This is a genomic window from Streptomyces sp. BoleA5, from assembly GCF_000373665.1.
GTDB lineage: Bacteria > Actinomycetota > Actinomycetes > Streptomycetales > Streptomycetaceae > Actinacidiphila.
Map to the genome: position 1 here is coordinate 220,210 of NZ_KB892146.1, position 26,759 is coordinate 246,968.

Genomic DNA, 26,759 nt, shown 5'->3' on the forward strand with positions numbered 1-26,759 from the left:
CGGCGTCACCCGAGCGATCCGCGACAGCACCCTCGTCCGCGGGGCTCGGGTTGTTCCCCGTGGGCGGGACCCATACGGCCATACCGGCGCGCGCCCGGACGTACGGCAGGCGCGGGATGTGGCTCTATCGGTAATCGTGTCTCAGCGTCGGGAATTCGGCAGTAGTAGAATGTGGGGTGGACTGGCGCACTCTCACGTGCGGCAGTTTGGAAGGGCGACCCTGGCGTGTGAATGCGCCGGGGTCGTTGTGTTCACCGGTACGCCACGATCTCTATGCGTATGGGCGCCCCGGTCGAACGCGCACCGACCGCCGATCAGTACTGGGAGCCCGTTCGGAGATACGTGCCCGTGACCTGCAGCCATGCGCCGGGCCCGAAAAATCCCTCAATGATGTGCGGCGTGTTCTCAGAGACGCGCAAGATCCGCAAGGCCCCGCTGGCGTGCACGTCGTACTCGTACGTCGCCAGCCCTGGCTTGTCTTCGTATTGCATCTCCAGGGGCCCCTGGGGGGGCTCCGCAGGCGACCGCGCTTCAAGCACAAGCTTGACATAAACCGACATATCTTCACGATATCCCTGATCACCCGGCTGTCACACAAGCCCAGCGACGATCATGCCCCGGCCGCACCGTCACGTCGGATCGTCGGGTTCTCGGACGTGCCCGCATCCTCCGCGCGCCCCGGACGATCCGGATTGGTGCCTGTGTCAATGAGGATCTGTTCGGCCCCCGTGACATTGCCGGCCTCTACCGCCTTGGCCATCGCGGCGCGCGCGGCATCAGAAGTTGCCTGTGGCGGAACCACCAGCAGGGAGAAGTGGTCCCGGTCGCCACGGGTGATCAGGACCGTGTCGTCGCCGACGGGGAAGGAGTCGATGTTCACAATACGGTCGTCAATGGTCAGGCGCGTGGGGAGTTCGTCCCAGGCGCTCGCGTCCAGGCCGACACGCGTGATGGGGCCCAAATGACGGACCGACTCGGTGATCAGGGGGCTGGGAAGCTCCGCAGCGATGTCTTCCCCCGCCGCCTCCCGCGTCCCCGGTCGGCGGCCGGGGTCAGCCCCCGGCCAGCTGGACGAGGCGGAGGAAGGTCAGGGTCGGGGTCGTCGTGAGGTCGATGACTTCATCCAGCTCGGTGACCTGGTGGGCGGGGGTCAGGACGAAGAAGGCGTTCGACAGGAAGGCGCGTTCCGCGCGGGCGGCTTCCGTCAGCTGGTCGAGGGGCGTGGCGGTGGGGTCCGCGTTGTGTCGCGTCACCTCTTCCCGGACGCGGAGGTGGAGGAGCTCGCGGGCGGTCATGCGGTCCGGGAGGCCGCCGATCTCCAGGGCCGTGAGGGGTCCGCCCCCGGCCGTCTCGTCCTGGAACGTCACCGTGGTCATCGGGCGGCTCGCTCGATCTGGCGGAGGATCGTCGGGTCGGTGATCCGGGAGTCCGCCGCCAGCAGCGCCGCCTTGGACAGGATCAGCGCCAGCCGGTCGTCCTCGAAGGGGAGGAAGACGCCTCGGTCGGCCTTGCGCCGGGCGGGGACGATGCACAGGTACGCGTCGTCCGGTGCCATCAGCACGTTCGCGGAGCCCAGGTGGATCCGGTACGTCGTGAGATCCCCCCGGACCGTCAGGTAGCGGCCCTCCAGGGTGCAGCGGTCGGCGATCCTCAGGCGCGGCACGATGCGCCGCAGGGCCTCGCGGCGGATCTCCGCGTTCGCCGTCAGCTCCCCGAAGGACGCGGACCGCCAGTACGCGTCGTACCGGTCCTCCCCCGGTCGGTCCACGTCGGGTCGGCGGCGATCGAGGTGACGCCCACGAAGAGGTCCACGTCGCGCATCGCCTCGCTGAAGACCAGCGGCGGCACTTCGGCCAGCGGGACCTCCCGCCAGCGCCGGCCGTCGCGGCGCTCGAACCTGACCTGGTCGGTCGCGGCGTGGTCCGGGGCGTAGCCGGCGTCGAAGCCGGCCGGCTCGTGGTGGAGGCACGCGCGCCACCCGCCGTCGCCGAACTCGCCTCGGGCCAGGCCGTCGTGGCCGCCGTCGAAGTTGCCGAGGAAGCCGGCCTGCCAGCCGCGTTCCTTGAACAGCGCGTACAGCCTCGGGTAGTCGACGATGTGCGCGGCGAAGCGGTTGGAGTAGACGCCGGTCTCCTCCTCCGCCGGGGTCGGCAGGTAGATCTCCCGGAACGCCTGCTTGAACGGCTGCCGCAGCCCGGCGGCGACCACATGGGCGCGCCAGGCGGCGATGGCGTCCGGCGACGCGTGGACCGGGTGCCACAGCCGGATGTGCGAGGGCTCGCCCGGTGGCTCGCTCATGGGTGCCACGGCGTGCCAGTCGCCCTGGGCGTCCCGTGCCTCCCAGATCAGGCCCCGGGTGAGGACGCCGGTCACGGGGTGGTCGCGGTAGTGGCGGCGCCATTCCTCGTACGGCCAGGTGCGCCCGGCCGACATCAGCGCTTCGAGGCGGGCCCGCTCTCCCGACAGCGTGGCCCGTACCTGCTTGGCCAGGAGCTTGAGCTCGTCGAGTTCGTCCGCGCACCGGGCCTTGACCGCGGCGGGGGCCGTACGGGACGTCCGTCCGTCCGGGCCGGTGAAGGTGAGCCGTACGGTGGCGGCGTCTTCGATCGCCACCCGGGCGCGGTGGCCCGCCAGTTCGCGGACGAGGGTGCCGTCCGGGGACAGGCCGTGCCCGGGCACGCTGCGCTCGATCAGCTGTGCCGCAGTGATGCCCTGCCGTGCGGCGGCCGTCGCCAGGGCGGTGTCGAGCTGCTTGAGGAGCGCCCGGTGCTTGATCTTCGTCTTCAGCCGCCACAGGTCCTCCAGCGCGGCGGGGTCGTCGATCCCGGCGAGCGCGTTGATCGCCGCTCCCGCGAGCTTGAGGTCCTCGATCACGTCGGATCCGGGTCCGCCGGTGCGCAGGGCGAGGGCGGTGAGGTGGCCGGCCGTGGCCGGCCCGGCGGTGAGCGAGGCGGCCCAGACGACGCCGCGCGCGAGGTCGCCGTCGTTCTGCCCGACGACGTAGTGGAGGTGGAAGCCGTCGCCGTGCCAGGGGGTGGGCGCCCCGTCCGTCCTGCTGCACAGCGGGGCGTCCTCGGCGAGCGCCCGCAGCGTCTCCGCCGTCGTGCCGCGCGCCGATGCCTCGTCGCTCAGCGCCAGGCAGGTCCTTCGCCAGCGCTGCGACGGGCGCGGCCCCGTCAGGCTCGCCAGGTGCCGGACGAGGGCGGCCAGTTCGGGCGTGGGCGCGGTGTCGGCGTGCTCGCGCAGCGCGGCGGCCCACAGGGCGTCCGCGGGGATCAGCTCGTCCGGCATGGCGGCGTCCTCGTCCGCCAGCAGCGCGCGCAGGCGCCGGCCGAGCTGTCCACACGCCTCCGCGCCGACTTCCGCGGCCGTGAGCCTTCGGTACGCCTGGCGCAGGTGCGGGGTGACCGCACGGCGGCCGTCGGTGTCGAGCCGGTCGACGGCGTCGAGCACCGCCCCCAGCGATTCCGCGAGCCAATGGCTCGCGCGGTACTCGCCGACGCGCAGCAGCATGACGGCGACCTCGTCGGACGTCCATCCGCGTTGGTGGGATATGAGCGACGCGACCCGGTCGCGGTAGTGCCACACGCCGGAGCCGTCCGGGCGGGCCACCAGCAGCAGGGACAGGGCGGCGGAGCGCAGTTCGTCGTCGGACCGGGTCGCGAGGCCCTCGTCGATCTCCGCGCGGATCCCCGCGTGCAGCTCCTCCAGCCGCCGGTACTCCCGCTTGCGGGTACCGAAGGCGAGCCGGAACTCCGCGCGTCCGCGGTCGAGGAGGTCGAGAAGCCACCGGGCGCGGTCGAGGGCGCCGGATCGTACGTCGTCGAGCGCGTCGTTCCTGCGGGCTTCGGCCGGCACGGTGTCGTACAGCATGCGGGAATGGTGGCAGCCGGGTCCGACAACGGCCCCGCTCCGGGTGGGGCGGGGCCGGTCGGTGGCGGGGCGTCAACGGGTCATGGGGGGCGGTCCGGCGGGGGACCTGGGCGGGGCGGGAGGCTGCTGCCGGGGCTGGTCGCCCGTGTCGCCGCCGGAGGACTTGGGCTGGGCAGGCGGCTGTTCGGGCTGCACGGGCTCCTGCTGCGGGGGCTCGGAGGGAGGCTTCTCGGGCTGCTCGGGGGGCTTGGGCTGCTCGGGCGTCTTCGGCTGCTCCGGGGACTTCGGCTGCTCCGGGGACTTCGGTTCCTCCTGCTTCGGCTCCTCGCTCTTGGGGGACTCCTTCTTGCCCTTCTCCGGCGACTGCTCCTGCGTGCCGGGCGACGTGGGCTCCTCCTTCGGCTGCTCCTGCTGTTTCTTCTCCTCGCCCGGCGGCGGCATCGTCGTCCCCGGCGGTTCCAGCTGCGAGCCCGTCGAGGGCGACGGCAGCACCGGCACCTGGGAGTCGGAGGTCCGGCCCTCGGGGGGCTTGACCTTGTGGTCGCGCTTGCCCTCGACCTTGCCGCTGGGGCGCTCGAACCAGCGCTTGCTGTCCTGGTCGTACAGCGTCAGGGTCTTCATCGGCTTGTCGGACGGGACGACCGCCACCAGGCCCGCCGCGCGGAAGGTCGCCCACTGCCGGCCGCTGTACGTCGGCGTGCCGCCCACGGCGTCGGGTGCGCTCAGCGGGTTGCCGCAGGTGCAGCGGACGACGGGGACTCCGCGGTTGTCGACCATGACGGGGGTCCCGGCCTGGAGGATCGCCTGGTAGTTCGTGGCCCTGCCGTCCTTGAAGCCGTGGCTGGTGACACGGGTGTCCCAGTTCAGCTGAACGGGCGTCAGCGCGCGCAGATGCGCGGGGAGGTCCTGCAGCTCGACCTTGAGGGTCTCGGCGAAGGCCTTGCCGCGGGCCGGGGCGCCGGTGAGGTACGAGATCTGCCTCTCGACGTCGCAGGCGGCCTCGTTCTGCTTGCCGCTGTAGAGCCCCGGGTGGGCTCCGCTGACCTTGAGGGTGCCGCCGGGGGCCGAGGACTCGTTGGGGGTGATGGTCGGGGTGACCGCGGTTCCCGGCTCGCCCGCCGTGGAGGGGGTGAAGGGGTCCGGGCCTGCGGCGGAGGCGTTCTGGAGGAAGATCTCGCCGCCGCCCTTGGTGCCGCCGAGGAACGAGAAGGCGAAGATCACCGCGACCGCCACGACCATCGCGGTGCCCGCGGTGAGGAGGGTGCGCCGGGCCCGCCACCACGGGGCGGGGGGTCCGCGGTGGCGGCCGGGTTCTCCTGGCTCGCCGCCGCGCCCCGCGCCGCTCGGCGGGCCCGGGGGGCCGGGTGGTCCGGGCGGTGGAGGGGGGCCGGGAGGTGGGGGCGGGGGCCCCGGTGTCACCGGCGGGTGCTCTCCCGACGGCCGGCCGGACAGCGGTCCGGACGGAGGGCCGGCGGGGCGATCGGGCGGAGGAGGTATGGAACTCACGGCACTCTCCCCAGACGTAGGGCATCGGGAATGTGAGGTGGATTCCCGTGCGCCCTCCCGTCCCATTATGTGCGCCCTCGCCGGGAGGAGTGAACAGGCCACGGGATTCCGGAACGGCTCGATGTTTCACGGGCGTTTCGGCAGTGGGGGATTCGCGAAAGTCCCTCCGCCAGGGAACACCGGAGCACATCGCGGGTCATGTCCCGTCCTTTCGTGGCTTGACCGCCCGCACCGGCTCTGACCTGCTGCGCAGGTGGTCCCCCGGGGCCGGGACGAGAATCGGTACATGGAAGCAGTGGGATACTCCAGCGCGAACACCGGCCTCTTGCTGATCGACCCGTACAACGACTTCCTGTCCGACGGCGGAAAGCTGTGGGCGCGCGCGAAAACGGTGGCCGAGCAGGTGGGGCTGCTCGACCACATGCGGCAGGTGCTCGCGGCCACCCGGGCCCGCGGTATCCGGACGTTCTTCGTCGCGCACCGCCGCACGGCCCCGGGGGACTACCAGGACTGGGAGCACCTGTCCCCCGCGCAGGAGGCGAGCGTCAAGGGCCAGATCTTCGCTCGGGACTCCTGGGGCGGTGAGTTCCATCCCGACTTCCAGCCGGTCGACGGCGAGATCCGGGTGCACGAGCACTGGTCGTCGAGCGGCTTCGCCAACACGGACCTGGACTTCCAGCTGAAGCAGCACCGGGTGTCGCGGATCGTGCTGATCGGGATGCGGGCCAACACCTGCATCGACACCACGGCGCGCTTCGGCCAGGAACTCGGCTACCACGTGACCCTGGTACGGGACGCGATCGCCGCCTTCAGCCCGGCGGAGATGGAGGCGACCTTCGAGGTGAACGCGCCGGTCTACGCCCACGCCATCCTCACCACGCAGGAGTTCCTCGACGTGCTCCCGCCCTGCCCCGAGGAGTACGGGGCGGGGCGGTAGCGGCGGAATGCGTCAGGGCTGCGGGGTGAGCCAGCGGTCGTACCAGGCCAGGCTGCGGCGCAGCAGGTCGAGCAGGTGGCCGCGTCCGCCGATCATGTGGCCCTCGCCGGGGTAGACGGCGAACTCGTGGGGGACGCCGTGGTGGCGCAGGGCGCGGTGGAGGAAGACACCCTGGGAGACGGGCACATTGGTGTCGTCCTCGCCGTGGAGGATCAGGACCGGGGTGCGGATGCGGGAGACGTACGAGATCGGGCTGACCCGGTCGTGGAGGTGGGGTCCCGGACCCTCCCAGCCGATGCTGCCGCTGCCCGCCGACTCGAGGACGGGTCCCTGCTCGCCGGTCGCGCCCAGCATGCCCCAGTCGCTGATGCCGGCGCCCACGATCGCGGCCTTGAAGCGGTCGGTCTGCGTGACGGCCCACGCGGCCAGGTAGCCGCCGTGGCTCCAGCCGCCGATGCCGAGGCGGCCGGGGTCGGCGACGCCCTGGGCGACGAGGAGGTCGATGCCCTCGGTGATGTCGGTCCATTCGGCGCCGCCGACGGCTCCGTCCACCGCGGTGGCCGCGAAGGCGTGGCCGTGGCCCTGCCCGCCGCGGGGGTTGGGGAGGAAGACGGCGTAACCGGCGGTGGCGAGGAACTGGCCGGGGGGCAGGTCGATGTGGAACTGCCATTCGTCGGTGTAGCGCCCGTACGGGCCGCCGTGCGCGATGGTGATCATCGGGAAGGGGCCGTCCGCGCGGGTGCGGCCGGGCGGCAGGAGGAGCAGGCCGTCGAGGGCGAGCCCGTCGGAGGCCTTGTAGGAGAGGCGTTCCTGGCTGCCCCAGGGGAGGGCGCGGATCTCGGGCCTGGTGTCGCTGATCCGGGCCAGCGGGCCGTCGGGCGGTCCGGCGTGGACGTCCTTGGGCTCGTACGCGGTGCCCGCCAGCACGGCGACCGTCCCGCCCGTGCGGTCCGCGGTGAGGGCGTGGACGATGCCCTGGCGGGTGTGCAGGCGGCGGAAGCGCCGCTCACCGGGGTCGAGCCGGAACAGCGCGGTGTCCAGGCCGTCGGCGAAGACGGCCAGGGGCGGGCCGTCGGCGACCTGGAGGAGTTCGGTGGGACAGGCGGTCATGCCGGCGGTCAGATCGCGGGCCTCGGGCGGTGCCTGGTGCCCAGGGTCAGCCGGGACCGCGCGGTCCAGGACGGCCGGGGAGCCGACCAGTCCGGGCGGGGTGGTGGCCAGATGGGCGAGGTGCCAGCCGTCCTCGGCCCGCCACCAGACCGGGCGGCGCGCCGCGTGCCCGGCCGGGCCGAGGTCGTGGACGGTGGAGGTGGCGGTGTCGACGAGGTGGAGCCGTGCGGTCAGCGAGCCGGGGTCCTCCTCCGCGCACTCCCAGGTGAGCACGGCCAGCATGCCGCCGTCGGGGCGCTCGGCCACCTCGACGACGTGCCGGTCGCCGAGGCCGCCGACGGTGCGGACGGCGCCGCTGTCGAGGTCGAGCAGGCGCAGGCGGGCGGAGGGCTCGGGGCCCGTCCGCTCGGTCCACACCATCACGTCGCCGTCCTCGTCTTCCTCGGGTTCGCCAGGTCCGCCGGCGGCGATCAGGGCGACGGTGCGGCCGTCGGCGAGGGGCAGGTGGTCCGCGATGCCGCCGGGCCAGGCGGTGAGGGCCTCGGCGGGGCCGTCCGGTCCGCCGTCGGCGGCGAGGCGGACGCGGTGCAGTTGCCCGGCGGTGGTGAACAGGACGGCCGCCGAGTCGGGGGCCCAGCGCGGGGCGCCGATCCAGGTCGTGCCGTCGGTCAGCCGCCGTGCCGGGGCGCCGCCGTCGGCGGGTACCGCCCACAGGGCACTGGCCCGACGGTCCGCCATGGCGAGGGGCCGGGCCGTGTGGACGACGGTGCGGCCGTCCGGGGACACCGCCGGGAACATCGGTATCACGCTGTCCACGACCGTCCGCGCCAGGGTTTCGCTCTGTGCCGTCAAGGTCCCCTCCACAGTGTCCACTTGGGCCTCGCCCTCCTCTTGGAACCGGCGCACATCCTGCCGCAGTCCGCGGTCCGCGCCGCGGCCGGGGCGCGGACCGCGGGGATGGCGCCACCCGGGCATATATGGTTAGGTTAGGCAAACCTAAGTTAACTGACTACCGCGGAGATCCGGATGCGCAGCAAGACCACCGTCCCCCTCGCTCCCGCCCGGCCGACGCACGCCGAACGCATCCGGTCCGTCCTCGCCTCGGCCCACTCCATGACCGTGGTCACCGACCGCGAACGCACGGAGGTGACCCGGCTGACCGCGCGGGCGCTCGCCGGCCACGTCCATCTGCACCCCTGGAGACGGCCTTCGGCCCCGAGGACACGCCGATCTCGCTGGAGTTCACCGACGTCGCCCCCACCCCGGTACGGGACCGGGTGCGGGCCCGCGTGACCGTCACGGGCTGGACGGCCGCACCGTACCGGGCGGACGCCCCGGCCGGCCAGTGCGTGCGGTTCGCGCACGCGACGCTGGAGACGGCGGAGGGCACCGCCTCCGTGGGCCTGGCGGAGCCGGCGGCGGCGGAGGCCGACCCGCTGGCGACGGCCGAGGCGGGGATGCTGACGCACCTGGTGGACGACCACGCGGAGCTGGTGCCACTGCTCCCGCGGCTGGTGCGGCCCGCCCCCGTCCCCGGCGCGCGGCGGGTCCTGCCCGTGGCCGTCGACCGTTACGGGATCACGCTGCGCGTGGAGTACGGGAACGGCCACACCGACGCCCGGCTGCCCTTCCCGTCCCGGCTGGAGGGCGCGGACCAGGCGGGGAACCAGATCCAGGCGCTGTTCCACAGCGCGCGGCGCGCCTCGCACCGAGGGCGGCTGTTCGCCGGCTGGTGATCCGGCGGCGGGCGCCGCGCGGCCCCTCGTCGCAGCGCCCCGCCCTGTCGGACCCCTCTGTCACATTGGAAGCGTCCGGTTCGTCAGTGCGCCGAAAGAACGCGACGAGGGATGGGGACCGATGGACGGCGAGGAGTTCCTGGCGGAGCGGTTCGAGGACAACCGCGCGCACCTGCGGGCGGTGGCGTACCGCATGCTCGGGTCGCTGACCGAGGCGGACGACGCCGTGCAGGAGGCGTGGCTGCGGCTGAACCGGGCCGGGGCGGACGGGATCGAGAACCTGGGCGGCTGGCTGACGACCGTGGTGGGCCGGGTGTGCCTGGACATGCTGCGCTCGCGCACCTCCCGGGGCGAGTCGCCGCTGGACGACGTGCGGGTGCCCGACCCGGTGGTGAGTCCGCCGGACGCGGCCGGCGACCCGGAGCAGGCGGCGCTGCTGGCGGACTCGGTGGGGCTGGCGCTGCTGGTCGTGCTGGAGACGCTGTCGCCCGCCGAGCGCCTCGCCTTCGTGCTGCACGACATGTTCGCGGTGCCCTTCGAGGACATCGCCCCGATGGTGGGGCGCACGCCGACGGCGACGCGGCAGCTGGCCAGCCGGGCGCGGCGCCGGGTGCAGGGGGCCGCCCCGGCGCCGGACGCCGACCTGGGCCGTCAGCGGCAGGTCGTCAGGGCGTTCCTGGCGGCCTCGCACGCGGGTGACTTCGAGGCCCTGGTCGCGGTGCTGCATCCGGACGTGGTGCTGCGCGCGGACACCGGCGCCGCCTTCCCCGGGGCGACCCGGGAGGTGCGCGGCGCACGGACGGTCGCGAGCCAGGCGCTCACCTTCCGGCACGCGGCGCTGCACGCGCGGCCGGCGCTGGTCAACGGGGCACCGGGGGTGGTCACCGTGGCGGAGGGCCGGGTGGTGTCGGTGCTGGGCTTCACGATCGTGGACGGCCTCGTCGTCGAGCTGGACATCCTGGCCGACCCCGAGCGGCTGGCCGGGCTCGACCCGGCCGCGTTCGGAGAATAGCGCACACGTTCGATTGAGGGGCTACCCTGGAACCATGACCGCACCGCTCCAGGGATCGCTCTTCGACCAGACCGACGAGCTGCTGCTCGGTCCGCTGGACGGCCTCCGGCGGACCGCGCTCGGCGGCGGGGCCTGGCTCGACCTGCTGCCCGGATGGCTGCGGGGTGCCGACGCCCTGTACGGGGAGCTGGCCGGCTCGGTGCCGTGGCGGGCCGAACGGCGCCAGATGTACGAGCGGGAGGTCGACGTGCCCCGGCTGCTGGCCTTCTACGGGGAGGGCGACCCGCTGCCGCACCCCGTCCTCGACGAGGCCCGCGCCGCCCTCGACGCCCACTACGCGGACGAGCTCGGCGAACCCTTCGTCACGGCGGGGCTCTGCTTCTACCGGGACGGCCGGGACAGCGTCGCCTGGCACGGCGACCGGACGGGACGGTCGGCGACCCAGGACACGATGGTGGCGATCCTGTCCGTCGGCGACCCGCGCGACCTGGCGCTGCGGCCCCGCCGCGGGGGCGCGGCCGCGATGCGGCTGCCGCTGGGGCACGGCGACCTCGTGGTGATGGGCGGCTCCTGCCAGCGCACGTGGGAGCACGCGATCCCCAAGAGCACCCGCGCCGTGGGGCCGCGGATCAGCATCCAGTTCCGCACGCGCGGCGTCCGCTGACTTCCTCACCGCCCGGTCACTGCGGCGTGGACATCAAGAGCTGGCCGGACGGCTCCGGCGGCGGGGAGACGTTCTTCCAGCCGGTGACGGACGCCCTCGCGGTGTACGGGGCCGAGATCGGCTGACCCCGCACCGCGCCACGGCCGCGCCGGACGCCGGCGGGAACCCGGGTGGCGACGTCGGGCCGGGCGCCGGCGACCGAGCCGGTCCGCGCGGTCACGTACGGCGACCGGGGCGGGTGGGCCGCGCGGGCGTCCGGCGGCCGGGGCGCGGCCGGTCCGCGGCCGGTCCGGGATGCCGCGGGCGGCGGGCGGCTCAGTGCGGCGTCGCCCGTGAGGGGACGTCGTGGCGCTGGTGCCCCCCCGTCGCGAGCATGCGGACTTCTCCCCGGTCGCTGATCTCGGCCTGGACGATGCCCGTGTCGTCGCTGTACACCGGGTGCCCCCCGGCGCCCTTGCGCTCGGTGCGCTTGACGACCACGGTGTCGCCGGAGACGGGGAAGGTCAGATCGTAGGTTTCGGCATGACTCATGAGGGGAACCTCCTGTCTCCGCCCATATGACGATTTATGCCCAGAGAATCCCTGGCCAATGACACCGGTCATGACGTCCGCTGTGGCGCCGGATCGACCCCGTGGGAGAGCATGGAGCGGTGCCGATCATCAAGGGGGAACGCATGACGCACCTCACCCACGTCGCGGCTCCGGAGGGTGTCCTCCCGGGCACCGGCTACAGCCACGTCGTATGGGGCGAGGGCCGGTTCGTCGCCGTGTCGGGCCAGATCGCGGTGGACGAGCGGGGAGAGCTCGTCGGAGCGGGCGACCCGGCGGCCCAGGCGCGCCAGGTCTTCGCCAACCTCGACCGCTGCCTGGCGGCCGCCGGGGCGGGCTGGGGCGACGTGGTCAAGCTGACCTTCTTCGTCACGGACGTCGCCTTCCTGCCCGCGGTCCGCGAGGCGCGCGACGCGTACGTCGACACCGAGCGGCCCCCGGCCAGTTCGGCGGTACAGGTGGCGGCCCTCTTCCGGCCCGAACTGCTGCTGGAGGTCGAGGCGTTCGCGATCGTCCCGGCCGCGTCCACGGGCCCGGCGGCCCGGCCGTGACCCTGGTCCCGGAGCGGTTCACCGTGGCGGCGGCGGCCCGGCGGCTCACCCCGCCGGGGCCCGGCGATCCGCCGCGACTGTGCCTGGTGGACACGGCGGCGAACGCGGCCGCCGCCGTCCATCTGGCGCCCGGACTGCTGGACCGGGAGGAGCGCGAGCGGGCCTCCGCCTTCCACTTCGACCGCGACCGCACCAGCTATGTCACCGCGCACGTGGCGCTGCGCCTGCTGCTGGCGGCGTATCTGGGGACGCGGCCCGGCGCGGTGCCGCTGACCCGGGAGACCTGCCCGTCCTGCGGCGGCCCGCACGGCCGCCCCGCCGTGGAGGGCGGCAGTCCGCACTTCTCGCTCTCGCACTCCCGGGAGCTGACGCTGCTGGCCTTCGCCGCGACCCCGGTGGGGGTGGACGTGGAGGCGCTGCCCGGCCAGGAGGCCGTGGACGGCGTGTGGCGTTCGCTGCACCCCGCGGAGGTGGACGAGCTCGGTGTGCTGCCTCCGGTGGAGCGCCGGGAGGCCTTCGCGCGGGCGTGGGCGCGCAAGGAGGCGTATCTGAAGGGCCTGGGAACGGGCCTGTCCAGGGACCCGTCCGAGGACTACGTGGGCTCCGGCACCGCCCCGGCCGCGGGCCCGGAGGGCTGGTCGCTCTCGGATGTCGCCGTCGGGGACGGCCACCGCGCGGCCGTCGCCGTACGGCTGGGCTGAGGTCCCCTCCCGCGGCCCGGTCCGGTGCCGGGGAGTCCTTCGGAGCGCGGCGCGGTGGGGGCGCGAACCCCCACCGCGCGGGCGTTCAGCGGCGGTAGCGCCGCACGGCCGCGACGAGGACCGCGCCGGCCACGAGGGCGACGCTCGCGACGCCGCCCAGGCCGGTGAGGACCCGGCCCCGGGGGCCGGTGTCGGCGAGCGCGGGGCCTTCCGCGGAACCGGACGCCGTGCTGTCGGCGGCCTCGCGGATCATCCGGACGACGGCGTCGGGGTGGGAGAGCATCGCGACGTGCGAGGAGTCGATCTCGACGGTGTGCGAGCCCGCCCGCTCGGCCCCGAAGCGCTCCAGTGCCGGGTTGATGGCGTGGTCGCGGGTGGCGACCAGCGCCCAGGAGGGGATGGTCCGCCACGCCGCGCCGGGTGCCTTGTCGGTGAACGCCCGCAGCGCGATCGGCCGCTGCTCGGCGGCCATCAGCCGGGTCGCCGCCGCGGGCAGGTCCGCGGCGAAGACCTTGCGGAAGACCGAGTCGCGGATGTAGATGTCGGTGCCGCTGCCCGTCCCGTCCCGGTACGGCACGGGACGCTGGGCCGAGTCGAGTTCGCTCGGCGCGAACCGCGAGGCGAGCGCGCCCAGGCTCTCCCCGGCGTCCGGCATGAACGCCGAGACGTAGACCAGTGCCCTGACGTTGGGGTTGCCCGCCGCGGCGCCGCTGATCACCGCGCCACCGTAGGAGTGGCCCGCGAGCACGATCGGGCCGTCGATGCTCTTGAGCACGCTGGCCGTGTAGGTGGAGTCGCCGACCAGCCCGCGCAGCGGGTTGGCGGGGGCGACGACCTTGTAGCCGGCGTTCTCCAGACGCTCGACGACCGGGTTCCAGCTCGACGCGTCGGCGAAGGCGCCGTGCACCAGCACGACGGTCGGCCGGGCCCCGCCCGCGGCGCCGTCGGCGACGACCGAGGCCGCGAGGGCGGGGGCGGCGGCGAGCGCCGTCGAGGCGAGCGCCGCGACGAGCGAGCCCGCGCGCGCTATGTGACGTCGGTTCAGCGGTGCGGGGGAGGAAGGCCCAGCCATGCTGCTCTCTCTTCCGGCCGGAGGGACTGCTGTCGCCTCCCAGCCTTGGCCCGCCGCGCCCGTCCCGCCCGTTCCCGGGGGACGGACGAGTGACGGCGGGTCGCCGGCACTTCCCCCGCGCTCCGCGGACGCGAAACACCGGCGTCATCGAACACGGATATGATCCGCCTCACACAAGATCCCGGACGGCCGGAAAACGTGCGCTTCCGCATGCCTTCCTGCCGCGCCCCATGCATGAGGGGAGCGTCCGTTGGCCCTCCGAATATGGCTCAGCAGCGCGGGGGTGGCCACCACCCAGGTGATGCGGATGCTGCGCGGCAACCCCGACTCCGTGGACGTCCGCATCCACGGGACCAACGTCGACCGCTCGGCACCCGCCCTTGCCGCGTGCGACGTGGCCGAGGTGGAGCCCCGTCACGTCGGTGACGACGCCTATGCCGACTTCGCCCTCGACTTCTGCCGCCGGCACGGGATCGACGTCCTCGTGCCGCCGCGCCGGCTGACCGCGCTGGCCGGACGGGCCGACGCGTTCGCCGCCGAGGGCACCCGGCTGATGTGCTCGCCGCTCACCTCGGTCAAGGTGCTGACCAGCAAGAGCCGTACGTACGAGGAGGCGCTCGCCGCCGGCATCCCGGTGCCGCCGTGGCGGGTGGTGCGGGACGCCGACGGCCTGCGGGCCGCGGTGGACGAACTCGCGGCGACCGGCGAGACCCTGTGCATCAAGCCCGCCGGCGAGTACTCGGCCTTCGGCTTCCGGATCCTGGAGGACCGGCCGATGGGCATCCGCGACCTGCTCGCCCCCGCCAGACCCATGGCCTCGGTCGACGCGGTCGCCCAGGCGATGAAGCGGGCCGCGGACGAGGGCGAGCACGTTCCGCACATGATCGTCATGCCGTATCTGGAGGGCCCCGAGATCAGCGTCGACTGCCTGTCCGCGCCGGGCGGGCGGCTCCTGGCCGCGATCCCCCGGGCCAAGGAGGGCCGCTACCGGCTGCTCCTGGACGACCCCGGGATCACGGAGATCGCGCGCCGCCTCGTGGGGCACTTCAGCCTCGCCTACCTCTCCAATGTGCAGCTGCGCCACCGCAACGGCGAGCCCGTCCTCCTGGAGGCCAACCCCCGCCCCTCCGCGGGGATCTTCCAGACCGCCTTCACCGGCGTGAACCTCCCCTGGGCCGCCGTCCGCCTCCTCACCCGGGGCGACGCCGGCCTGCTCACCGCCCCCCGCCTCGGCGGCCGCGTCGCCGTGACGGAAGCGGTCACCGAGGTCCCTGACGTCCCGGAGGTCAGCGTGGCGTGAGCCGGGGGCACGAGGCACGCTGGAGGGAGGAAGGCAGGTGGCAGCTCATGAGCAGACTCGAAGAGCAGATCGACCTGAACGTTCCGACCGAGGTGGCGTGGCGGCACCTGCACCGCCTGGAGGACTACCCGCAGTTCGTCGGGGGCGTCCGGGAGGCGAGCGCCGCCGGGGACGGCAGGGCACGGCTCGGCGTGTCGGGGACCGGCGGCGACTCGCTCGACGCGGAGTTCTCCGACCGCACCAAGGCCCGGAGCGACACCCGGGAGATGACCTGGCGCACCAGCGGCGGGGCCGAGATCACCGGGACGTGCTCGGTCCTCCCGATCGACGAGCAGCACAGCCGCGTCCAGGTCCGCATGGAGTACGACCCCGCCGAGATCCATGACGCCTTCGGCGGCCCCAAGGGCTTCGCCCAGGTCAGCGCGATCGAGCGCACGGTCCGCGGCGACCTGGAACGCTTCAAGGACCTCGTCGAGCGCGAGCACTAGCCGGACTCCGAGCGGCCCGTGCGGCGGACTGCCGGGGCCGCCCGGTGCCGCTGGTGCCGCCGAGCCTCGACGGCCGGGTCCCGCTGCCGGCTAGAGACGCACCCCGTGCCGCCGCAGGTAGGCGACCGGATCGACGTCGGAGCCGTACCCCTCGCCGGTGCGCACCTCGAAGTGCAGGTGCGGTCCGGTGGTGTTGCCCGTGGAACCCGAGCGGCCGATCTGGCGGCCCGCGGCCACGGACTGGCCGGCGCGCACGGTCAGCGAGGACAGGTGGCCGTACTGGGTGTACATGCCGTCGTCGTGGCGGATCACCACCTGGTAGCCGTAGGCGCCGCCCCAGCCGGCCTCGACGACGGTGCCCTCGGCGACCGCCCTGACGGATGTGCCGGTGGCCACGGTGAAGTCCTGGCCGGTGTGGTAGCCGCTGGCCCAGTGGGATCCGCTGCGGTGGTACGGGGTGCCGAGCCCTCCGCTGACCGGCGCCACGAAGGCCCGCGGGGCGGAGGCGGGTGCGGCGTGCCGCTCCGCGGGCTTCGCGCTCCTGGCCGGCTTCGATGGCTTCGATGACTTCGAGGTCTTGGACGGCTTGGACGGCTTGGACGACGTGGACGGCTTGGACGACGTGGACGGCTTGGACGGCTTGGACGGCTTGGAGGAACCGGCGGGCTTCGCGCCGGGCACCGACAGTTCCTGCCCGGGGAGGATGAGGTCGGGGTCGGCTCCGACGACCGGGCGGTTCACGGCGTAGAGCCGCTGCCAGCCGCCTCGGACGTCCTGCTCGTCGGCGATCCCGGAGAGGGTGTCGCCGCTGACGACCGTGTAGGACCCGCCCCGCGCCTCGGGCCGGCGGTCCGTCTCCGGCTTCTGCTTCCGATCCGCGTTCCGCCCGGCGTCCTTCCCGGCCTTCTTCCCGGTCTCCTTCGCCGGGGTGCCGGCTTCGCGTCGCGGCTGGTCCTGCGCCTCCTGCCCGCCCCGGGTGAGCCCGGCGCGCTGTGAGCAGACGGGCCATGCCCCGGGGCCCTGCCCGTCCAGCACGCGTTCGGCTGTCGCTATCTGCTCGGCCTTCGTCGCCAGGTCGGCCCGGGCGGCGAACTTCGTGCCGCCGTACGCCTTCCACGTCGACTGGGCGAACTGCAGCCCGCCGTAGTAGCCGTTGCCGGTGTTGATGTGCCACTTGCCGCTGCTCTCGCAGGCGGCGACCTTGTCCCAGGTGCCGGCCGTGGCCGCGCCCGCGCCCGAGGCGGCGATGAAGGGCAGGGCGAGCCCCGCGCCGGAGGCGGCGGTGACGGCGACGGACACCGGTGAGAGCCGGCTCGGCGGCTGGGGTCTGCGGTGGCGACCGCGCGCGGACCGTACGGGCATGGGGGGACCACCTCTCGGTTCCGGACACACGGCCGTACAAGTACGACAGAGGGATCTTGTCGCCGCAAGGGTGCTTTTGAGACTCTGTCGTCCCAAATCGCGCGCCCCGGAACCGGGTTGGTGCGGGCGCGCCCCTCAGGAGGTGCGGGGCGGCAGCGGGAGCGGCAGCCCCGGCAGGCCGTCGAGGCTGGTCGCGACGTACGGCTTGCCCGCGCAGTAGTCGCCGAAGGACTCCTCGGTCTCCCGGGCGAAGCGCTGGGTGTGCAGCGGCCGTTCCTCCCGGAAGTCCATGGCGGGGACGGCGAATCCGCAGCTGTCGCTGATGCGTTCGGCGGTGACGACGATGACGGCGCGCAGGTCGGTCCGCTTGCGGATGTCGTCGGAGAAGTGCGGCAGGAGGCCGTCCCAGCGCGGGTCGTCACGGAAGACGGGCTCGCCGCGCCCGTGCACCCGCACGATGGTGGGCGGCCCCGTGAAGGCGCACCACATCAGGGTGATGCGGCCGTTCTCCCGCAGGTGGGCGATGGTCTCGGCGCCGCTGCCCCCGAGGTCGGCGTAGGCGAAGGTGCGGTCGTCGAGGAGGGCGGAGGAACCGTCGAGTCCCTTGGGCGACACGTTGACGTGCCCGTCGCCGGACAGGGGCGCGGTGGCGGTGAAGAAGACCTTCTGCTCCTCGATGAAGGCGCGCAGACGCCCCTCGATGCGCTCGTACGTCTTTCCCATGCCTGTGATTCTGCGGGGCCGGACCGGGCCCGCACCGCACCTTTTCGGCCGCGCCCCGGCAGCGGGCGGGTCAGCTCCGCCGGGGACGGCGCGGGCGCTCGTCCTCGCCGTCCCGGACGGCGATGCCCAGCGCGGCGGCGAGCGCCGGGGCCAGGTCGAGCAGCTGGGAGCTGCCGATGACGGCGCCGCGCAGCGAGTCGTGGCCGTCGGCGAGGTCGAGGCGGGTGGCGCCGCGCAGGTCGGTGGCGTCGAGCTCGGCACGGCCGAGGCGCAGGCGCTCCAGGGCGGTGCCGGGGAAGGAGACGTCCCGCAGGCAGGCGCCGCCGAGGTCGACGTCGCGCAGCACGCAGTCCTCGAAGACGACCTCGTGGAGCCGGGCGGCGCGCAGGTTGACGGAGTCGAACTTGCAGCGCCGGAAGACCACCCGCCGCAGCACCGCGCCGAAGGCCTCGACCCCGGCGAGCACGCAGGAGTCCGCGGTGACGTCCATCCAGTTCGTCTCGGCGGCCGAGGCGCCGACGAAGCGGTCGCCCTGCAGCCAGACCTCGTTGAAGCGCGCCCGGCGCAGGCTGCCGCCCTCCAGGACGGTGTCGGTGATCGCGCACTCCAGGAAGACCGCACCACCGGCGTCCTGTTCGCCGAGGGACAGGCCGTCGAAGTGGACGGTGTCGTAGCGCTCCTCGACGTCGAGCCCGGACCCGTCGAAGGGCTCCAGCGCCTGCGCGTACGGCAGCTCGGACAGGGACTGCGGTGCCTTGAAGGTCATGACGGCCACGCTAGTGGCCCCCTGTGACAGCGCCACCCTCGATGAATATGAGCCATTTGTCCTGGATGTCTTGCTACGTTGCGTCCCATGACCGCCCCCGCCCCCGGGACCTCGCCGCCGGCCCTCGCCGTCCCCGCCGTCCGGCTGCCCCGGCGCCGGGGCGTCGAGCTGGCGCTGCTGGTCGGCGCGGTGCTGATCCCGGTGTACGGCTACTGCGCCGTCGGCCTGGCGCACGACGGGGCGGTACCGCCTGGCGCGGCCGGCTACGGCGCGGCGCTCGGCGGCCTGGCGCTGGTGGCCCATCTCGCGGTGCGCCTGCGCGCCCCGTACGCCGACCCGCTGCTGCTGCCGATCGGGGTGCTGCTCAACGGCCTCGGCCTGGTCCTGATCTACCGCCTCGACCTGGAGACCGCCGACGCCGCCGCCCCGGCGCAGCTGATCTGGTCGGGGCTGGGCGTCGCCCTGTTCACCGCGGTCGTCCTGCTGCTGCGCGACTACCGCACCCTGGCCCGGTACGCGTACCTCGGCGTCTTGGCGGCCCTGGTGCTGATGATCGCGCCGAGCTGCTTCCCCGCCGTGAACGGCGCGCGGATCTGGATCCGGGTCGCGGGCCTGTCCCTGCAGCCCGGCGAGTTCGCGAAGGTGCTGCTGGCGGTGTTCTTCGCGGCGTACCTCGCGGACAACCGCGCCGCGCTCGCGTACGCCGGACGGCGGGTGTGGCGGTTCCGCCGGCTGCAGCTGCCGACCGGCCGGGTGCTCGGCCCGGTGCTGGCGGTCTGGACGATCAGCCTCGGCGTGCTGGTCGTGGAACGCGACCTGGGGACCTCGCTGTTGTTCTTCGGCCTCTTCGTGATCCTGCTCTACGTCGCCTCCGGCCGCACCGGCTGGATCGCGATCGGGCTGCTGCTGTCGGCGGCGGGCGCCTTCCTCGTCGGCACACTCGAACCGCATGTGCACTCCCGGGTGGCGGACTGGCTGCACCCCTTCGCCGGCATCGAGGCCGGCCAGGGGCCGGGCCAGCTGGCGCAGTCGCTGTTCGCGTTCTCCGCCGGCGGGCTGCTCGGCACCGGCCTGGGCGAGGGGCACTCGATCCTGATCGGCTTCGCGGCCAAGTCCGACTTCATCCTGGCCACGGCGGGCGAGGAGCTGGGGCTGGCGGGCCTGACGGCGCTGTTCCTGCTGTACGGGCTGCTGGTGGCCCGGGGCCACCGGGCGGGGCTGGCGATCCGGGAGCCGTTCGGCAGGCTCCTGGCCGTGGGACTGGCCTCGATCGTCGCGCTGCAGGTCTTCGTGATCGCCGGCGGGGTGACGGACCTGATCCCGCTGACCGGGATGGCGATGCCGTTCCTGGCGCAGGGCGGTTCGTCGGTCGTCACCAACTGGGTGATCGTCGCCCTGCTGATCCTGCTCAGCGACACCGCACGCCGTCCGCTGCCCGGCCCGGACGCCGGCCGGACCGCCACCGGCAAGGCCACCGGCGGGGCGGGCGCCGGGTGATCCCCCACGCCCGCCGGGCCGCGGCGCTGTGCCTGCTGCTCCTGGTCGCCCTGCTGGTGAACGCCGTCCGGATCCAGGTGGTGCGGGCCCCCGCGTACGACGCCGATCCCGCCAACCGGCGCGTGCCGATCGCGCGTTACGGGCAGCCGCGCGGCGACATCCTGGTCGCAGGCCGGCCCGTGACCGGTTCCCGGTCCACCGGCGCCCAGCTGGACTGGGTCCGCACCTACGCCGACGGCCCGCTCTACGCCCCGGTGACCGGCTTCTCCTCCCAGACGTACGGCACGGCCCTGCTGGAGGGCGCCGAGGACGACATCCTCTCCGGCTCCTCCCCCGGCCTGTCCGCGCTCCCGCTGTGGAACGCGATCAGCAGGCAGCCGCAGCGCCCCGGCCACGTCCGCACCACCATCGACCCGGCCGTGCAGAAGGCCGCGTACAAGGCGCTCGGCGACAAGAAGGGCGCGGTCGCCGCCCTCGACCCGGCGACCGGCCGGATCCTGGCGCTGGTCAGCACGCCCTCCTACGACCCGGGGACGATCGCGGGCACCGGCCCGGAGGCGCTCGGCGCCTGGCGCAGGCTCGTCACGGCCGAGGACCAGCCGATGCTCAACCGGGCGCTGCGCCAGACGTATCCGCCGGGTTCGACCTTCAAGACGGTGACCGCGGTCGCGGCGCTGGTCTCCGGGGTGGTCACCGACGTCGACAGGCCCACCGACTCCCCGGACCCCTACCCCCTTCCGGGTTCCACGACGTCGCTGGGCAACGAGTCGGCGTCCGCGGGCTGCGAGGACGCGCCGCTGCGGTACGCGTACGTCGTCTCCTGCAACACCGTCTTCGGCAAGCTCGGCGACGACGTGGGGCTGCGGGCGATGCGCGAGACGGCCGAGGCCTTCGGCTTCAACGACCCCTCCATCGGGGTGCCCTCGCACCCCGCGGTCAGCGTCTTCGACCGCCGCATGGACCGGGCGCAGCTGGCGCTGTCGTCCATCGGGCAGTACGACACCCGGGCCACCCCGCTGCAGATGGCGATGGTCGCCGCGGCCGTGGCCAACGACGGCACGCTGATGTACCCGCACCTGGTGGACCGGACCACCGACAGCGCCGGGCTTCCGCTGGAGATCACCGGGCAACGGGCCTACCGGCAGGTCATGGACGCGGCCGTGGCGTTCGCGATGCAGGACATGATGGTCGCCGTGGTGCGGCACGGCACCGGCCGCAACGCCGCGCTCCCCGGCGCGCTGGTGGGCGGCAAGACGGGCACGGCGCAGCACGGCGAGGACAACCGCGGGAACCCCTTCGCCTGGTTCATCTCCTGGGCCAAGCAGAGCCGCGGGGCCCCCGCGGAGGTCGCCGTCGCCGTGGTCGTGGAGGACGCCGCCGCGGACCGCGCCGACATCAGCGGCGGCGGCAAGGCGGCGCCGGTCGCCCGCGCCGTGATGCGCGCGGTGCTGGGGCCCTGAACCGGTGCGCGGCCCCGGTCAGTCCTGGGCGCCCAGCGCGATGGCCTCCTCGACCTCGGCGGCCCGTGCGGTCTCCTCCTGGGCGAAGCGCTCGGCGTCGAGCTTCTCGGCGATCTCCTCGTCCTGGGCCATCAGCAGGTCCAGGTCGGAGTCGCCCATCTCCAGGACGCCCATGTCGACGTAGGCGCGCTGCAACCGCTCGCCCCACAGCCCGATGTCCTTCACGCACGGCACGATGCGGCTGAACAGCAGCTTGCGGAAGAGCTGCAGGTACTCCGAGCGCTCGCTCAGCTCCTCGGCCTCCTGCCGCGGGATGCCGAAGTCCTCCAGCACCTCGGCGCCGCGCAGCCGGTCGCGCATGAGATAGCAGCCCTCGATGACGAACTCCTCGCGCTCGCGCAGTTCGGCGTCGGACAGCTGCTTGTAGTGGTCGCGCAGCGCCATCCGCCCGAAGGCGACGTGCCGGGCCTCGTCCTGCATGACGTAGGCGAGGATCTGCTTGGGCAGCGGCTTGTCGGTGGTGTCGCGGAGCATGCCGAAGGCGGCCAGCGCCAGGCCCTCGATGAGCACCTGCATGCCCAGGTACGGCATGTCCCAGCGGGAGTCGCGCAGGGTGTCGCCCAGCAGTGCCTGCAGCGAGTCGTTGATCGGGTAGGTCATGCCGACCTTCTCGCGCAGGAAGCGGGAGTAGATCTCGGCGTGCCGGGCCTCGTCCATCGTCTGGGTCGCGGAGTAGAACTTGGCGTCGAGGTCGGGCGCCGACTCCACGATGCGGGCGGCGCAGACCATGGCGCCCTGCTCCCCGTGGAGGAACTGGCTGAACTGCCACGAGGCGTAGGCGCGGCGCATGTCGCGCTTGTTCCGCTCGGACATCTTGTCCCAGTAGGGCGTGCCGTAGACGGTCATGTTCTGGTCCGGCACGCCGAGCGGGTCGTACGGGTCGACCTCGATGTCCCAGTCGATGCGGGTGACCGCGTCCCACTGCTTGTCCTTGCCCTTCTGGTAGAGGGCGAGCAGCCGGTCGCGCCCGTCGTCGTACTCCCAGGAGAAGCGGGCGGCTCCGGAGGCCGGGATCTCCCACAGGTTGTCCTGCGACGGCATTGGCGTCTCCTCGACTCTTGACGGGCTTGCTGACACACAGTCTCATAAGAGCATGACCGCTGGCACCCCTCTTGCAACGCGTGAGAAAGTGGCGGAGCGGCTGCTCGACGCCTCCGCGAAACACTCCTTCGACCCGGACACCGAGCTGGACTGGAAAGCCCCGTTCGAGGACGGCAAGTGGTTCTGGCCGCCCGAGTTGTGCTCCCTGTACGACACCCCGCTGTGGAAGCACATGCCCGAGGAGCAGCGGATCGAACTGAGCCGGCACGAGTCGGCGTCGCTCGCCTCGATCGGTATCTGGTTCGAGATCATCCTCATGCAGCTGCTGCTGCGGCACTCCTACGACCTGGACCCCACCAGCGGGCACGTCCGCTACGCGCTGACCGAGATCGCCGACGAGTGCCGTCACTCGAAGATGTTCGCGCGGCTGGTGACCCGGCTCGGCACGCCCGTGTACAAGCCGTCGCGGCTGGACCACAACCTCGGCCGGGTGCTGAAGACGGTCTCCACCACACCCGGCTCCTTCACCGGCACCCTGCTCGCCGAGGAGATCCTCGACTGGATGCAGCGGCTGACCTTCCCGGACGAGCGCGTGCAGCCGCTGACCCGCGGCGTCACGCGCATCCACGTGGTCGAGGAGGCCCGGCACATCCGGTACGCCCGCGAGGAGCTGCGCCGCCAGATGAGTTCGGCGCCGCGCTGGGAGATCGCCTTCACCCGGGTGTCGTCCGCCGAGGCCGCCCGGGTGATCGCCCGGTCGCTGATCAGCCCGCGGATCTACGCCTCGGTGGGGCTGGACCCCCGGTACGCCGCCGAGCTGGCCCGCACCAGCCCGCACCGCCGGGACGTGATGCGGCAGGCCGCGCGGAAGCTGATGGACTTCCTGGACGAGATCGGCATGTTCGAGGGTCCGGGCGTACGGCGCATGTGGCGCAGCTCGGGGCTTCTCGGGTAGCCCGCCGTGCGGGCGGATACGCTGGCGTCCATGAACGGCCGTTCGACGCCGGCGCCCGCCGCTCCCGCCTACCGCCGGCTGAGCGTCGAGCAGCGCCGCACCCAGCTGCTCGCCGCCGCGGTGGACCTCTTCGGGCACCGCAGGCCCGAGGAGGTCTCGGTCGACGACGTGGCCGCGGCCGCCGGGGTCTCGCGCCCCCTGGTCTACCGCTACTTCCCCGGCGGGAAGCAGCAGCTGTACGAGGCCGCCATGCGCAACGCCGCCGAGGAGCTGCGGGCCTGCTTCGTCGAGCCCGCGGAGGGCGGGATGACCCAGCGCCTGTCCAACGCGCTGGACCGCTACCTCGCCTTCGTGGACGAGCACGACGCGGCGTACTCCGCGCTGCTGCGCGGCGGCAGCGTGGCCGAGACCAGCCGGACCGACGCGATCGTGGACGGCGTCCGGCGCGGCGCGGCCGAGCAGATCCTGATGCACCTGGGGGCCCCGCGCCCCGGGCCGCGGCTGGCGATGATGGTCCGCTCCTGGATCGCCAGCGTCGAGGCGGTCTCGCTGACCTGGCTGGACGAGGGCAAGCGGCCCCCCGCCCAGGAGCTGCGGAGGTGGCTGGTGGACCACTTCGTCGCGCTGCTGCTGGTCAGCTCCACCACCGACGAGGAGACCGCCGGGGTCGCGCTCGCCGCACTGGAGCGGGAGAGCGCCGGCAGCCCCGCCGGGGACCTGGCCCGCCGGGTCACCCCGCTGGCCCAGGCAGTCGCACATCTGCTCCCACCTGCCGTTTCCTGAACGTGACCCCCTCCGTTGGGCCTACCCTGAGCCCGTGAGGCATGAGGACACGGAATTCGTCGGAGGGCCGCTGGACGGCCGCGTGCTGGGGGTGCTGACGGGCATCACCGGGCAGCCCCCGAAGGTGTACGAGGTACCGGTGCCGCAGGAGGACGGCGCACCCCCCGTCGTGCACGTCTATCATCGCGAGCCCAGTCCCGGCGCGCGTGCGCAGCGCCGTACGCGCTGGGTCTTCGTCTACGACCCGGAGGGGAACCGGCCGGAGAAGCCGCGCTGGCCCTGGTCGAAACCGCGGGCCTGAGCCGCCCCGGTGGCGGTAGCCCGGGCGACCGCACTGCGGCGGCTACACCACCCACGGCACCTGGCCCGCGCTGCGCGGGCTGATGGCCTGGTCGGTGAACTGGGACAAGTTCGGCAACTGGGAATTCCAGCGGAACTTCGCCGGCTATCTCGGCTGACGCCGGACGAACGGGTGGCTCCACGGCCGGTGGAGCCCCTTGTTCCGGCCCGTCCCTCTGTCGCAGCCGACCCGATCATGTAAGGATCTACCCGCAGGTGTAGGCGGGACACGCGGAGGTGACGGGATGTCAGCAGCACACCGACCCAAGGAGTGGGTGCGCAGGGCACTCGTCTGCGGGGCGCTGCTGGCCGCCGCGGCCCTGGGGATCCCCGCCCAGGCGTACGCCGCTCCCGACGACCCGGCGCCGGACAACCGGACGCTCGTCGTGCTGCTGGAGCAGTTGCAGGACCTCTACCTCAAGGCCGAACAGGCCACCGAGACCTACGACCAGGCAAAGGCCGAACTCGAGGAGAACCAGAGCAAGGCCGACCGCCTCGACCACCAGCTCGCCGAGGAGCGCACCGCGCTCAGCGACGCCCGCGCCCTGGCCGGGCAGCTGGCCCGTGAGCAGTACAAGTCCGGCGGCGTCTCCCCCTACCTCAACCTGCTGCTCAGCAACAACCCGCAGGACGCCTTCACCCAGGGGCACATGCTCGACCGCGCCGCGGGCAGCCAGGCCGAGCTCGTCGCCCAGCTGGAGAACGGCGAGAAGCGGATCGCCGCGCTCAACCGGGCCCAGCAGCACGCGCTGGACGACTCGGAGCAGTTGGAGGAGCAGCAGCACAAGGCCAAGGAGGAGGTCGAGCGGCAGCTCGCCGACGTCGAGCGGATCCTCGCCGGTCTGACCGGCACTCAGATCGAGGACCTCCAGAGGCTGGAGCAGCAGGGCATCGACCAGGCGCAGGCGGCCTTCCTGCGCTCCGGCAGGCTCGGCAGCGCGGCGCTCACGCCGTCGAAGGCCGGCAACAGGGCGCTGAGCTTCGCCTACGCCCAACTCGGCAAGCCCTATGTGTGGGGCGCCGAGGGCCCGAAGGCGTACGACTGCTCGGGCCTGACCTCGCGGGCCTGGGAGCACGCGGGCACCACCATCCCGCGCACCAGCCAGGAGCAGTGGAAGCAGCTGCCGCACGTCCCGCTGAACCTGCTGCGCCCCGGCGACCTCGTGGTCTACTTCCCCGGCGCGACCCACGTGGCGATGTACATCGGCAACGGCATGGTCATCCAGGCCCCGCGCCCGGGCGGCGTCGTCAAGATCTCCCCGATCGCGACCAACCCGGTCCTGGGCGCCGTCCGGCCCGACGCGGACGACCCGTCGATGAAGCACTACGTCTCCCCGGTCGCCCCCAAGTCGGCCCACGACCCGACCCCGCTCGGCACCGCCTCGCGCTCCTGAGGCCGCGGCGCCCCCGCACGCGCGGGAGCCGGCCCCGGTGACCGGGGCCTCACCTGCCTCGGACAGACCTGTCTGTTAGTTTTGCCGTGAGGGGGCCGCCGGGCCCCGGCGAGGACCACGGTGAACACCATGCCCACGACTGCGAAGCGCCCCCCGGCGCGCGAGCGCATACTGACCACGGCCGAGGCGCTGTTCGCCGCCCACGGCCTGCGCGGTGTGGGCGTCGACCGGATCATCGCCGAGTCGGGCGTGGCCAAGTCCACCCTGTACGTGCACTTCCCCTCCAAGGACGAGCTGGCCGCCGCGTACCTGCGCAGGGTCGACGACTCCTGGCGGGGCAGGCTGCGCGCCGCCGCGCTCGCGGCGGGCGACGATCCCCGCGAGCAGCTGGTCGGCCTGTTCGACGCGGTCTCGGCCTCGTACGAGCGCCACGGCTTCCACGGCTGCCCGTTCATCAACGCCGCCGCGGAGAGCGAGCCGGGCAGCCTGCCGCACGAGGTGACCGTGGCGCACAAGCGGGCCGTACGGGTGTGGGTGCGCGGGCTGGCCCAGGCGGCCGGCGCCGCGGACCCCGACGCGCTCGCGCTGCAACTGACCCTGCTCGTCGACGGCACCCTGGCCGCGGGCAAGCTCGAACAGGATCCCGCGATGCCGGCCGCCGCCAAGGCCGCGGCACGCGCCGTGGTCGAGCGGGCCTGCCCGCCCACCGCCTGATCACGACCCCCGCCCTCGTCCGCACACGGGGACGAGGGCGTGCCTTCGGCCCGAATCAAACAGACCTGTCTGTTTGAAAGGACGTCCCATGGCCCCGCGCCGCTTCACCCCGGCCACGGCCGGCGGGGCGCACGGCGCAGTGCGGCGAGGGCCGGGGCAGGGTCGT

General features: G+C 73.4%; 25 protein-coding genes and 2 pseudogenes. 15 read left to right on the forward strand and 12 right to left on the reverse strand.

Translation table 11 applies throughout. The features are described 5' to 3' along the window. Window positions 1-610 precede the first annotated feature (610 nt). From B085_RS44935 to B085_RS44945, 5 genes and pseudogenes are all read right to left on the reverse strand, one after another. Window positions 611-1,012, reverse strand: a pseudogene (locus tag B085_RS44935) (DUF5994 family protein); the annotation flags it as partial. A gap of 40 nt (window positions 1,013-1,052) precedes the next feature. Then, window positions 1,053-1,376, reverse strand: coding sequence for a hypothetical protein (locus tag B085_RS0136665; RefSeq protein ID WP_018563579.1), 324 nt, complete (start codon window positions 1,374-1,376; stop codon window positions 1,053-1,055). Continuing rightward, window positions 1,373-1,768, reverse strand: a complete 396-nt coding sequence (locus B085_RS46110; RefSeq protein WP_051102253.1) for a hypothetical protein — start codon at window positions 1,766-1,768, stop codon at window positions 1,373-1,375. The genes B085_RS0136665 and B085_RS46110 overlap by 4 nt, the downstream gene beginning before the upstream one ends. Beyond that, complete coding sequence (locus B085_RS46115) at window positions 1,705-3,873, reverse strand: DUF4132 domain-containing protein (RefSeq protein WP_051102254.1); 2,169 nt, start codon at window positions 3,871-3,873, stop codon at window positions 1,705-1,707. The genes B085_RS46110 and B085_RS46115 overlap by 64 nt, the downstream gene beginning before the upstream one ends. A gap of 72 nt (window positions 3,874-3,945) precedes the next feature. Then, entirely contained in the window at window positions 3,946-5,106 is a 1,161-nt protein-coding gene (locus B085_RS44945; RefSeq protein WP_158689902.1) for a DUF6777 domain-containing protein, read from the reverse strand. A gap of 559 nt (window positions 5,107-5,665) precedes the next feature. Here B085_RS44945 and B085_RS0136680 point away from each other — a divergent pair. Beyond that, window positions 5,666-6,316: an isochorismatase family cysteine hydrolase gene (locus B085_RS0136680; RefSeq protein WP_026251827.1), complete on the forward strand. Its 651-nt coding sequence runs from the start codon at window positions 5,666-5,668 to the stop codon at window positions 6,314-6,316. Between the two features lie 12 nt (window positions 6,317-6,328). Here the strand turns inward: B085_RS0136680 and B085_RS0136685 are convergent, their stop codons facing one another. Beyond that, on the reverse strand, window positions 6,329-8,278 hold the full coding sequence (locus tag B085_RS0136685; protein ID WP_026251828.1) for an alpha/beta hydrolase family protein: 1,950 nt from the start codon (window positions 8,276-8,278) through the stop codon (window positions 6,329-6,331). Window positions 8,279-8,452: 174 nt separating this feature from the next. Between B085_RS0136685 and B085_RS52055 the strand changes: the two are divergent. The 3 genes and pseudogenes from B085_RS52055 to B085_RS0136700 all read left to right on the forward strand — a co-directional run bounded on the left by B085_RS52055 (window position 8,453) and on the right by B085_RS0136700 (window position 10,838). Then, a pseudogene (locus tag B085_RS52055) lies at window positions 8,453-9,162 on the forward strand (DUF2470 domain-containing protein). A gap of 121 nt (window positions 9,163-9,283) precedes the next feature. Continuing rightward, complete coding sequence (locus tag B085_RS0136695) at window positions 9,284-10,174, forward strand: sigma-70 family RNA polymerase sigma factor (protein ID WP_018563585.1); 891 nt, start codon at window positions 9,284-9,286, stop codon at window positions 10,172-10,174. A 34-nt stretch (window positions 10,175-10,208) separates the two neighbouring features. Continuing rightward, complete coding sequence (locus B085_RS0136700) at window positions 10,209-10,838, forward strand: alpha-ketoglutarate-dependent dioxygenase AlkB (RefSeq protein WP_018563586.1); 630 nt, start codon at window positions 10,209-10,211, stop codon at window positions 10,836-10,838. Window positions 10,839-11,153: 315 nt separating this feature from the next. Here B085_RS0136700 and B085_RS0136710 read toward each other — a convergent pair whose 3' ends face one another. Continuing rightward, on the reverse strand, window positions 11,154-11,369 hold the full coding sequence (locus B085_RS0136710) for a DUF6296 family protein (protein ID WP_018563588.1): 216 nt from the start codon (window positions 11,367-11,369) through the stop codon (window positions 11,154-11,156). Window positions 11,370-11,512: 143 nt separating this feature from the next. Between B085_RS0136710 and B085_RS0136715 the strand changes: the two genes are divergently transcribed. Beyond that, a complete protein-coding gene (locus B085_RS0136715) occupies window positions 11,513-11,938 on the forward strand; it encodes a RidA family protein (RefSeq protein WP_037733209.1) in 426 nt (141 codons plus the stop codon). After that, entirely contained in the window at window positions 11,935-12,639 is a 705-nt protein-coding gene (locus tag B085_RS0136720; protein WP_018563590.1) for a 4'-phosphopantetheinyl transferase family protein, read from the forward strand. The genes B085_RS0136715 and B085_RS0136720 overlap by 4 nt, the downstream gene beginning before the upstream one ends. A gap of 85 nt (window positions 12,640-12,724) precedes the next feature. On the opposite strand, the gene B085_RS0136725 is transcribed toward B085_RS0136720, so the two are convergent. Next, the gene (locus tag B085_RS0136725) at window positions 12,725-13,711 is read right to left on the reverse strand and encodes an alpha/beta fold hydrolase (protein WP_018563591.1); all 987 of its coding nucleotides are present in this window, start codon (window positions 13,709-13,711) and stop codon (window positions 12,725-12,727) included. Window positions 13,712-13,961: 250 nt separating this feature from the next. Here B085_RS0136725 and B085_RS0136730 point away from each other — a divergent pair, with 250 nt between their 5' ends. Both B085_RS0136730 and B085_RS0136735 read left to right on the forward strand, forming a co-directional pair. Beyond that, window positions 13,962-15,011 carry an ATP-grasp domain-containing protein gene (locus B085_RS0136730; RefSeq protein WP_234018732.1) on the forward strand — a complete coding sequence of 350 codons (1,050 nt, stop codon included), beginning with the start codon at window positions 13,962-13,964 and terminating at the stop codon, window positions 15,009-15,011. A gap of 47 nt (window positions 15,012-15,058) precedes the next feature. Further along, window positions 15,059-15,499 carry an SRPBCC family protein gene (locus B085_RS0136735; protein WP_018563593.1) on the forward strand — a complete coding sequence of 147 codons (441 nt, stop codon included), beginning with the start codon at window positions 15,059-15,061 and terminating at the stop codon, window positions 15,497-15,499. Between the two features lie 90 nt (window positions 15,500-15,589). Here the strand turns inward: B085_RS0136735 and B085_RS0136740 are convergent, their stop codons facing one another. The 3 genes from B085_RS0136740 to B085_RS0136750 form a co-directional block, all read right to left on the reverse strand. Next, on the reverse strand, window positions 15,590-16,861 hold the full coding sequence (locus tag B085_RS0136740; protein WP_026251829.1) for a transglycosylase family protein: 1,272 nt from the start codon (window positions 16,859-16,861) through the stop codon (window positions 15,590-15,592). 135 nt (window positions 16,862-16,996) lie between these two features. Next, a complete protein-coding gene (locus B085_RS0136745) occupies window positions 16,997-17,584 on the reverse strand; it encodes a pyridoxamine 5'-phosphate oxidase family protein (protein ID WP_018563595.1) in 588 nt (195 codons plus the stop codon). Between the two features lie 70 nt (window positions 17,585-17,654). After that, window positions 17,655-18,350 (reverse strand): pentapeptide repeat-containing protein, encoded by a 696-nt coding sequence (locus B085_RS0136750; protein ID WP_026251830.1) that lies wholly within the window; start codon window positions 18,348-18,350, stop codon window positions 17,655-17,657. Between the two features lie 87 nt (window positions 18,351-18,437). Here B085_RS0136750 and B085_RS0136755 point away from each other — a divergent pair, with 87 nt between their 5' ends. Together B085_RS0136755 and B085_RS0136760 are read left to right on the forward strand one after the other, a co-directional pair. After that, window positions 18,438-19,847 (forward strand): FtsW/RodA/SpoVE family cell cycle protein, encoded by a 1,410-nt coding sequence (locus B085_RS0136755; RefSeq protein WP_018563597.1) that lies wholly within the window; start codon window positions 18,438-18,440, stop codon window positions 19,845-19,847. Further along, window positions 19,844-21,307, forward strand: a complete 1,464-nt coding sequence (locus B085_RS0136760) for a penicillin-binding transpeptidase domain-containing protein (protein ID WP_018563598.1) — start codon at window positions 19,844-19,846, stop codon at window positions 21,305-21,307. The genes B085_RS0136755 and B085_RS0136760 overlap by 4 nt, the downstream gene beginning before the upstream one ends. An 18-nt stretch (window positions 21,308-21,325) precedes the next feature. Here the strand turns inward: B085_RS0136760 and B085_RS0136765 are convergent, their stop codons facing one another. Continuing rightward, the gene (locus tag B085_RS0136765) at window positions 21,326-22,408 is read right to left on the reverse strand and encodes a ferritin-like domain-containing protein (protein WP_018563599.1); all 1,083 of its coding nucleotides are present in this window, start codon (window positions 22,406-22,408) and stop codon (window positions 21,326-21,328) included. 52 nt (window positions 22,409-22,460) lie between these two features. Between B085_RS0136765 and B085_RS0136770 the strand changes: the two genes are divergently transcribed. The 5 genes from B085_RS0136770 to B085_RS0136790 all read left to right on the forward strand — a co-directional run bounded on the left by B085_RS0136770 (window position 22,461) and on the right by B085_RS0136790 (window position 26,593). After that, entirely contained in the window at window positions 22,461-23,363 is a 903-nt protein-coding gene (locus B085_RS0136770) for an AurF N-oxygenase family protein (RefSeq protein WP_026251831.1), read from the forward strand. 30 nt (window positions 23,364-23,393) lie between these two features. Next, entirely contained in the window at window positions 23,394-24,146 is a 753-nt protein-coding gene (locus B085_RS0136775) for a TetR/AcrR family transcriptional regulator (protein ID WP_018563601.1), read from the forward strand. 34 nt (window positions 24,147-24,180) lie between these two features. Then, complete coding sequence (locus B085_RS0136780) at window positions 24,181-24,447, forward strand: hypothetical protein (protein WP_018563602.1); 267 nt, start codon at window positions 24,181-24,183, stop codon at window positions 24,445-24,447. A 283-nt stretch (window positions 24,448-24,730) separates the two neighbouring features. Then, window positions 24,731-25,879, forward strand: coding sequence for a C40 family peptidase (locus B085_RS0136785; protein WP_037733176.1), 1,149 nt, complete (start codon window positions 24,731-24,733; stop codon window positions 25,877-25,879). Window positions 25,880-26,008: 129 nt separating this feature from the next. Continuing rightward, the gene (locus tag B085_RS0136790; RefSeq protein WP_037733211.1) at window positions 26,009-26,593 is read left to right on the forward strand and encodes a TetR/AcrR family transcriptional regulator; all 585 of its coding nucleotides are present in this window, start codon (window positions 26,009-26,011) and stop codon (window positions 26,591-26,593) included. Window positions 26,594-26,759: the final 166 nt, after the last annotated feature.

What these genes read in the sequence shown, in the direction of transcription:
- B085_RS0136750 (WP_026251830.1), bottom strand. Translation starts at nt 18,350, where the DNA reads ATGACCTTCAAGGCACCGCAGTCCCTGTCCGAGCTGCCGTACGCGCAG.
- B085_RS0136770 (WP_026251831.1), top strand. Translation starts at nt 22,461, where the DNA reads ATGACCGCTGGCACCCCTCTTGCAACGCGTGAGAAAGTGGCGGAGCGG.
- B085_RS0136765 (WP_018563599.1), bottom strand. Translation starts at nt 22,408, where the DNA reads ATGCCGTCGCAGGACAACCTGTGGGAGATCCCGGCCTCCGGAGCCGCC.
- B085_RS0136790 (WP_037733211.1), top strand. Translation starts at nt 26,009, where the DNA reads ATGCCCACGACTGCGAAGCGCCCCCCGGCGCGCGAGCGCATACTGACC.
- B085_RS0136665 (WP_018563579.1), bottom strand. Translation starts at nt 1,376, where the DNA reads ATGACCACGGTGACGTTCCAGGACGAGACGGCCGGGGGCGGACCCCTC.
- B085_RS0136755 (WP_018563597.1), top strand. Translation starts at nt 18,438, where the DNA reads ATGACCGCCCCCGCCCCCGGGACCTCGCCGCCGGCCCTCGCCGTCCCC.
- B085_RS0136695 (WP_018563585.1), top strand. Translation starts at nt 9,284, where the DNA reads ATGGACGGCGAGGAGTTCCTGGCGGAGCGGTTCGAGGACAACCGCGCG.
- B085_RS0136700 (WP_018563586.1), top strand. Translation starts at nt 10,209, where the DNA reads ATGACCGCACCGCTCCAGGGATCGCTCTTCGACCAGACCGACGAGCTG.
- B085_RS0136745 (WP_018563595.1), bottom strand. Translation starts at nt 17,584, where the DNA reads ATGGGAAAGACGTACGAGCGCATCGAGGGGCGTCTGCGCGCCTTCATC.
- B085_RS0136710 (WP_018563588.1), bottom strand. Translation starts at nt 11,369, where the DNA reads ATGAGTCATGCCGAAACCTACGATCTGACCTTCCCCGTCTCCGGCGAC.
- B085_RS0136680 (WP_026251827.1), top strand. Translation starts at nt 5,666, where the DNA reads ATGGAAGCAGTGGGATACTCCAGCGCGAACACCGGCCTCTTGCTGATC.
- B085_RS0136775 (WP_018563601.1), top strand. Translation starts at nt 23,394, where the DNA reads ATGAACGGCCGTTCGACGCCGGCGCCCGCCGCTCCCGCCTACCGCCGG.
- B085_RS0136740 (WP_026251829.1), bottom strand. Translation starts at nt 16,861, where the DNA reads ATGCCCGTACGGTCCGCGCGCGGTCGCCACCGCAGACCCCAGCCGCCG.
- B085_RS46115 (WP_051102254.1), bottom strand. Translation starts at nt 3,873, where the DNA reads ATGCTGTACGACACCGTGCCGGCCGAAGCCCGCAGGAACGACGCGCTC.
- B085_RS0136725 (WP_018563591.1), bottom strand. Translation starts at nt 13,711, where the DNA reads ATGGCTGGGCCTTCCTCCCCCGCACCGCTGAACCGACGTCACATAGCG.
- B085_RS0136715 (WP_037733209.1), top strand. Translation starts at nt 11,513, where the DNA reads ATGACGCACCTCACCCACGTCGCGGCTCCGGAGGGTGTCCTCCCGGGC.
- B085_RS0136735 (WP_018563593.1), top strand. Translation starts at nt 15,059, where the DNA reads ATGAGCAGACTCGAAGAGCAGATCGACCTGAACGTTCCGACCGAGGTG.
- B085_RS0136785 (WP_037733176.1), top strand. Translation starts at nt 24,731, where the DNA reads ATGTCAGCAGCACACCGACCCAAGGAGTGGGTGCGCAGGGCACTCGTC.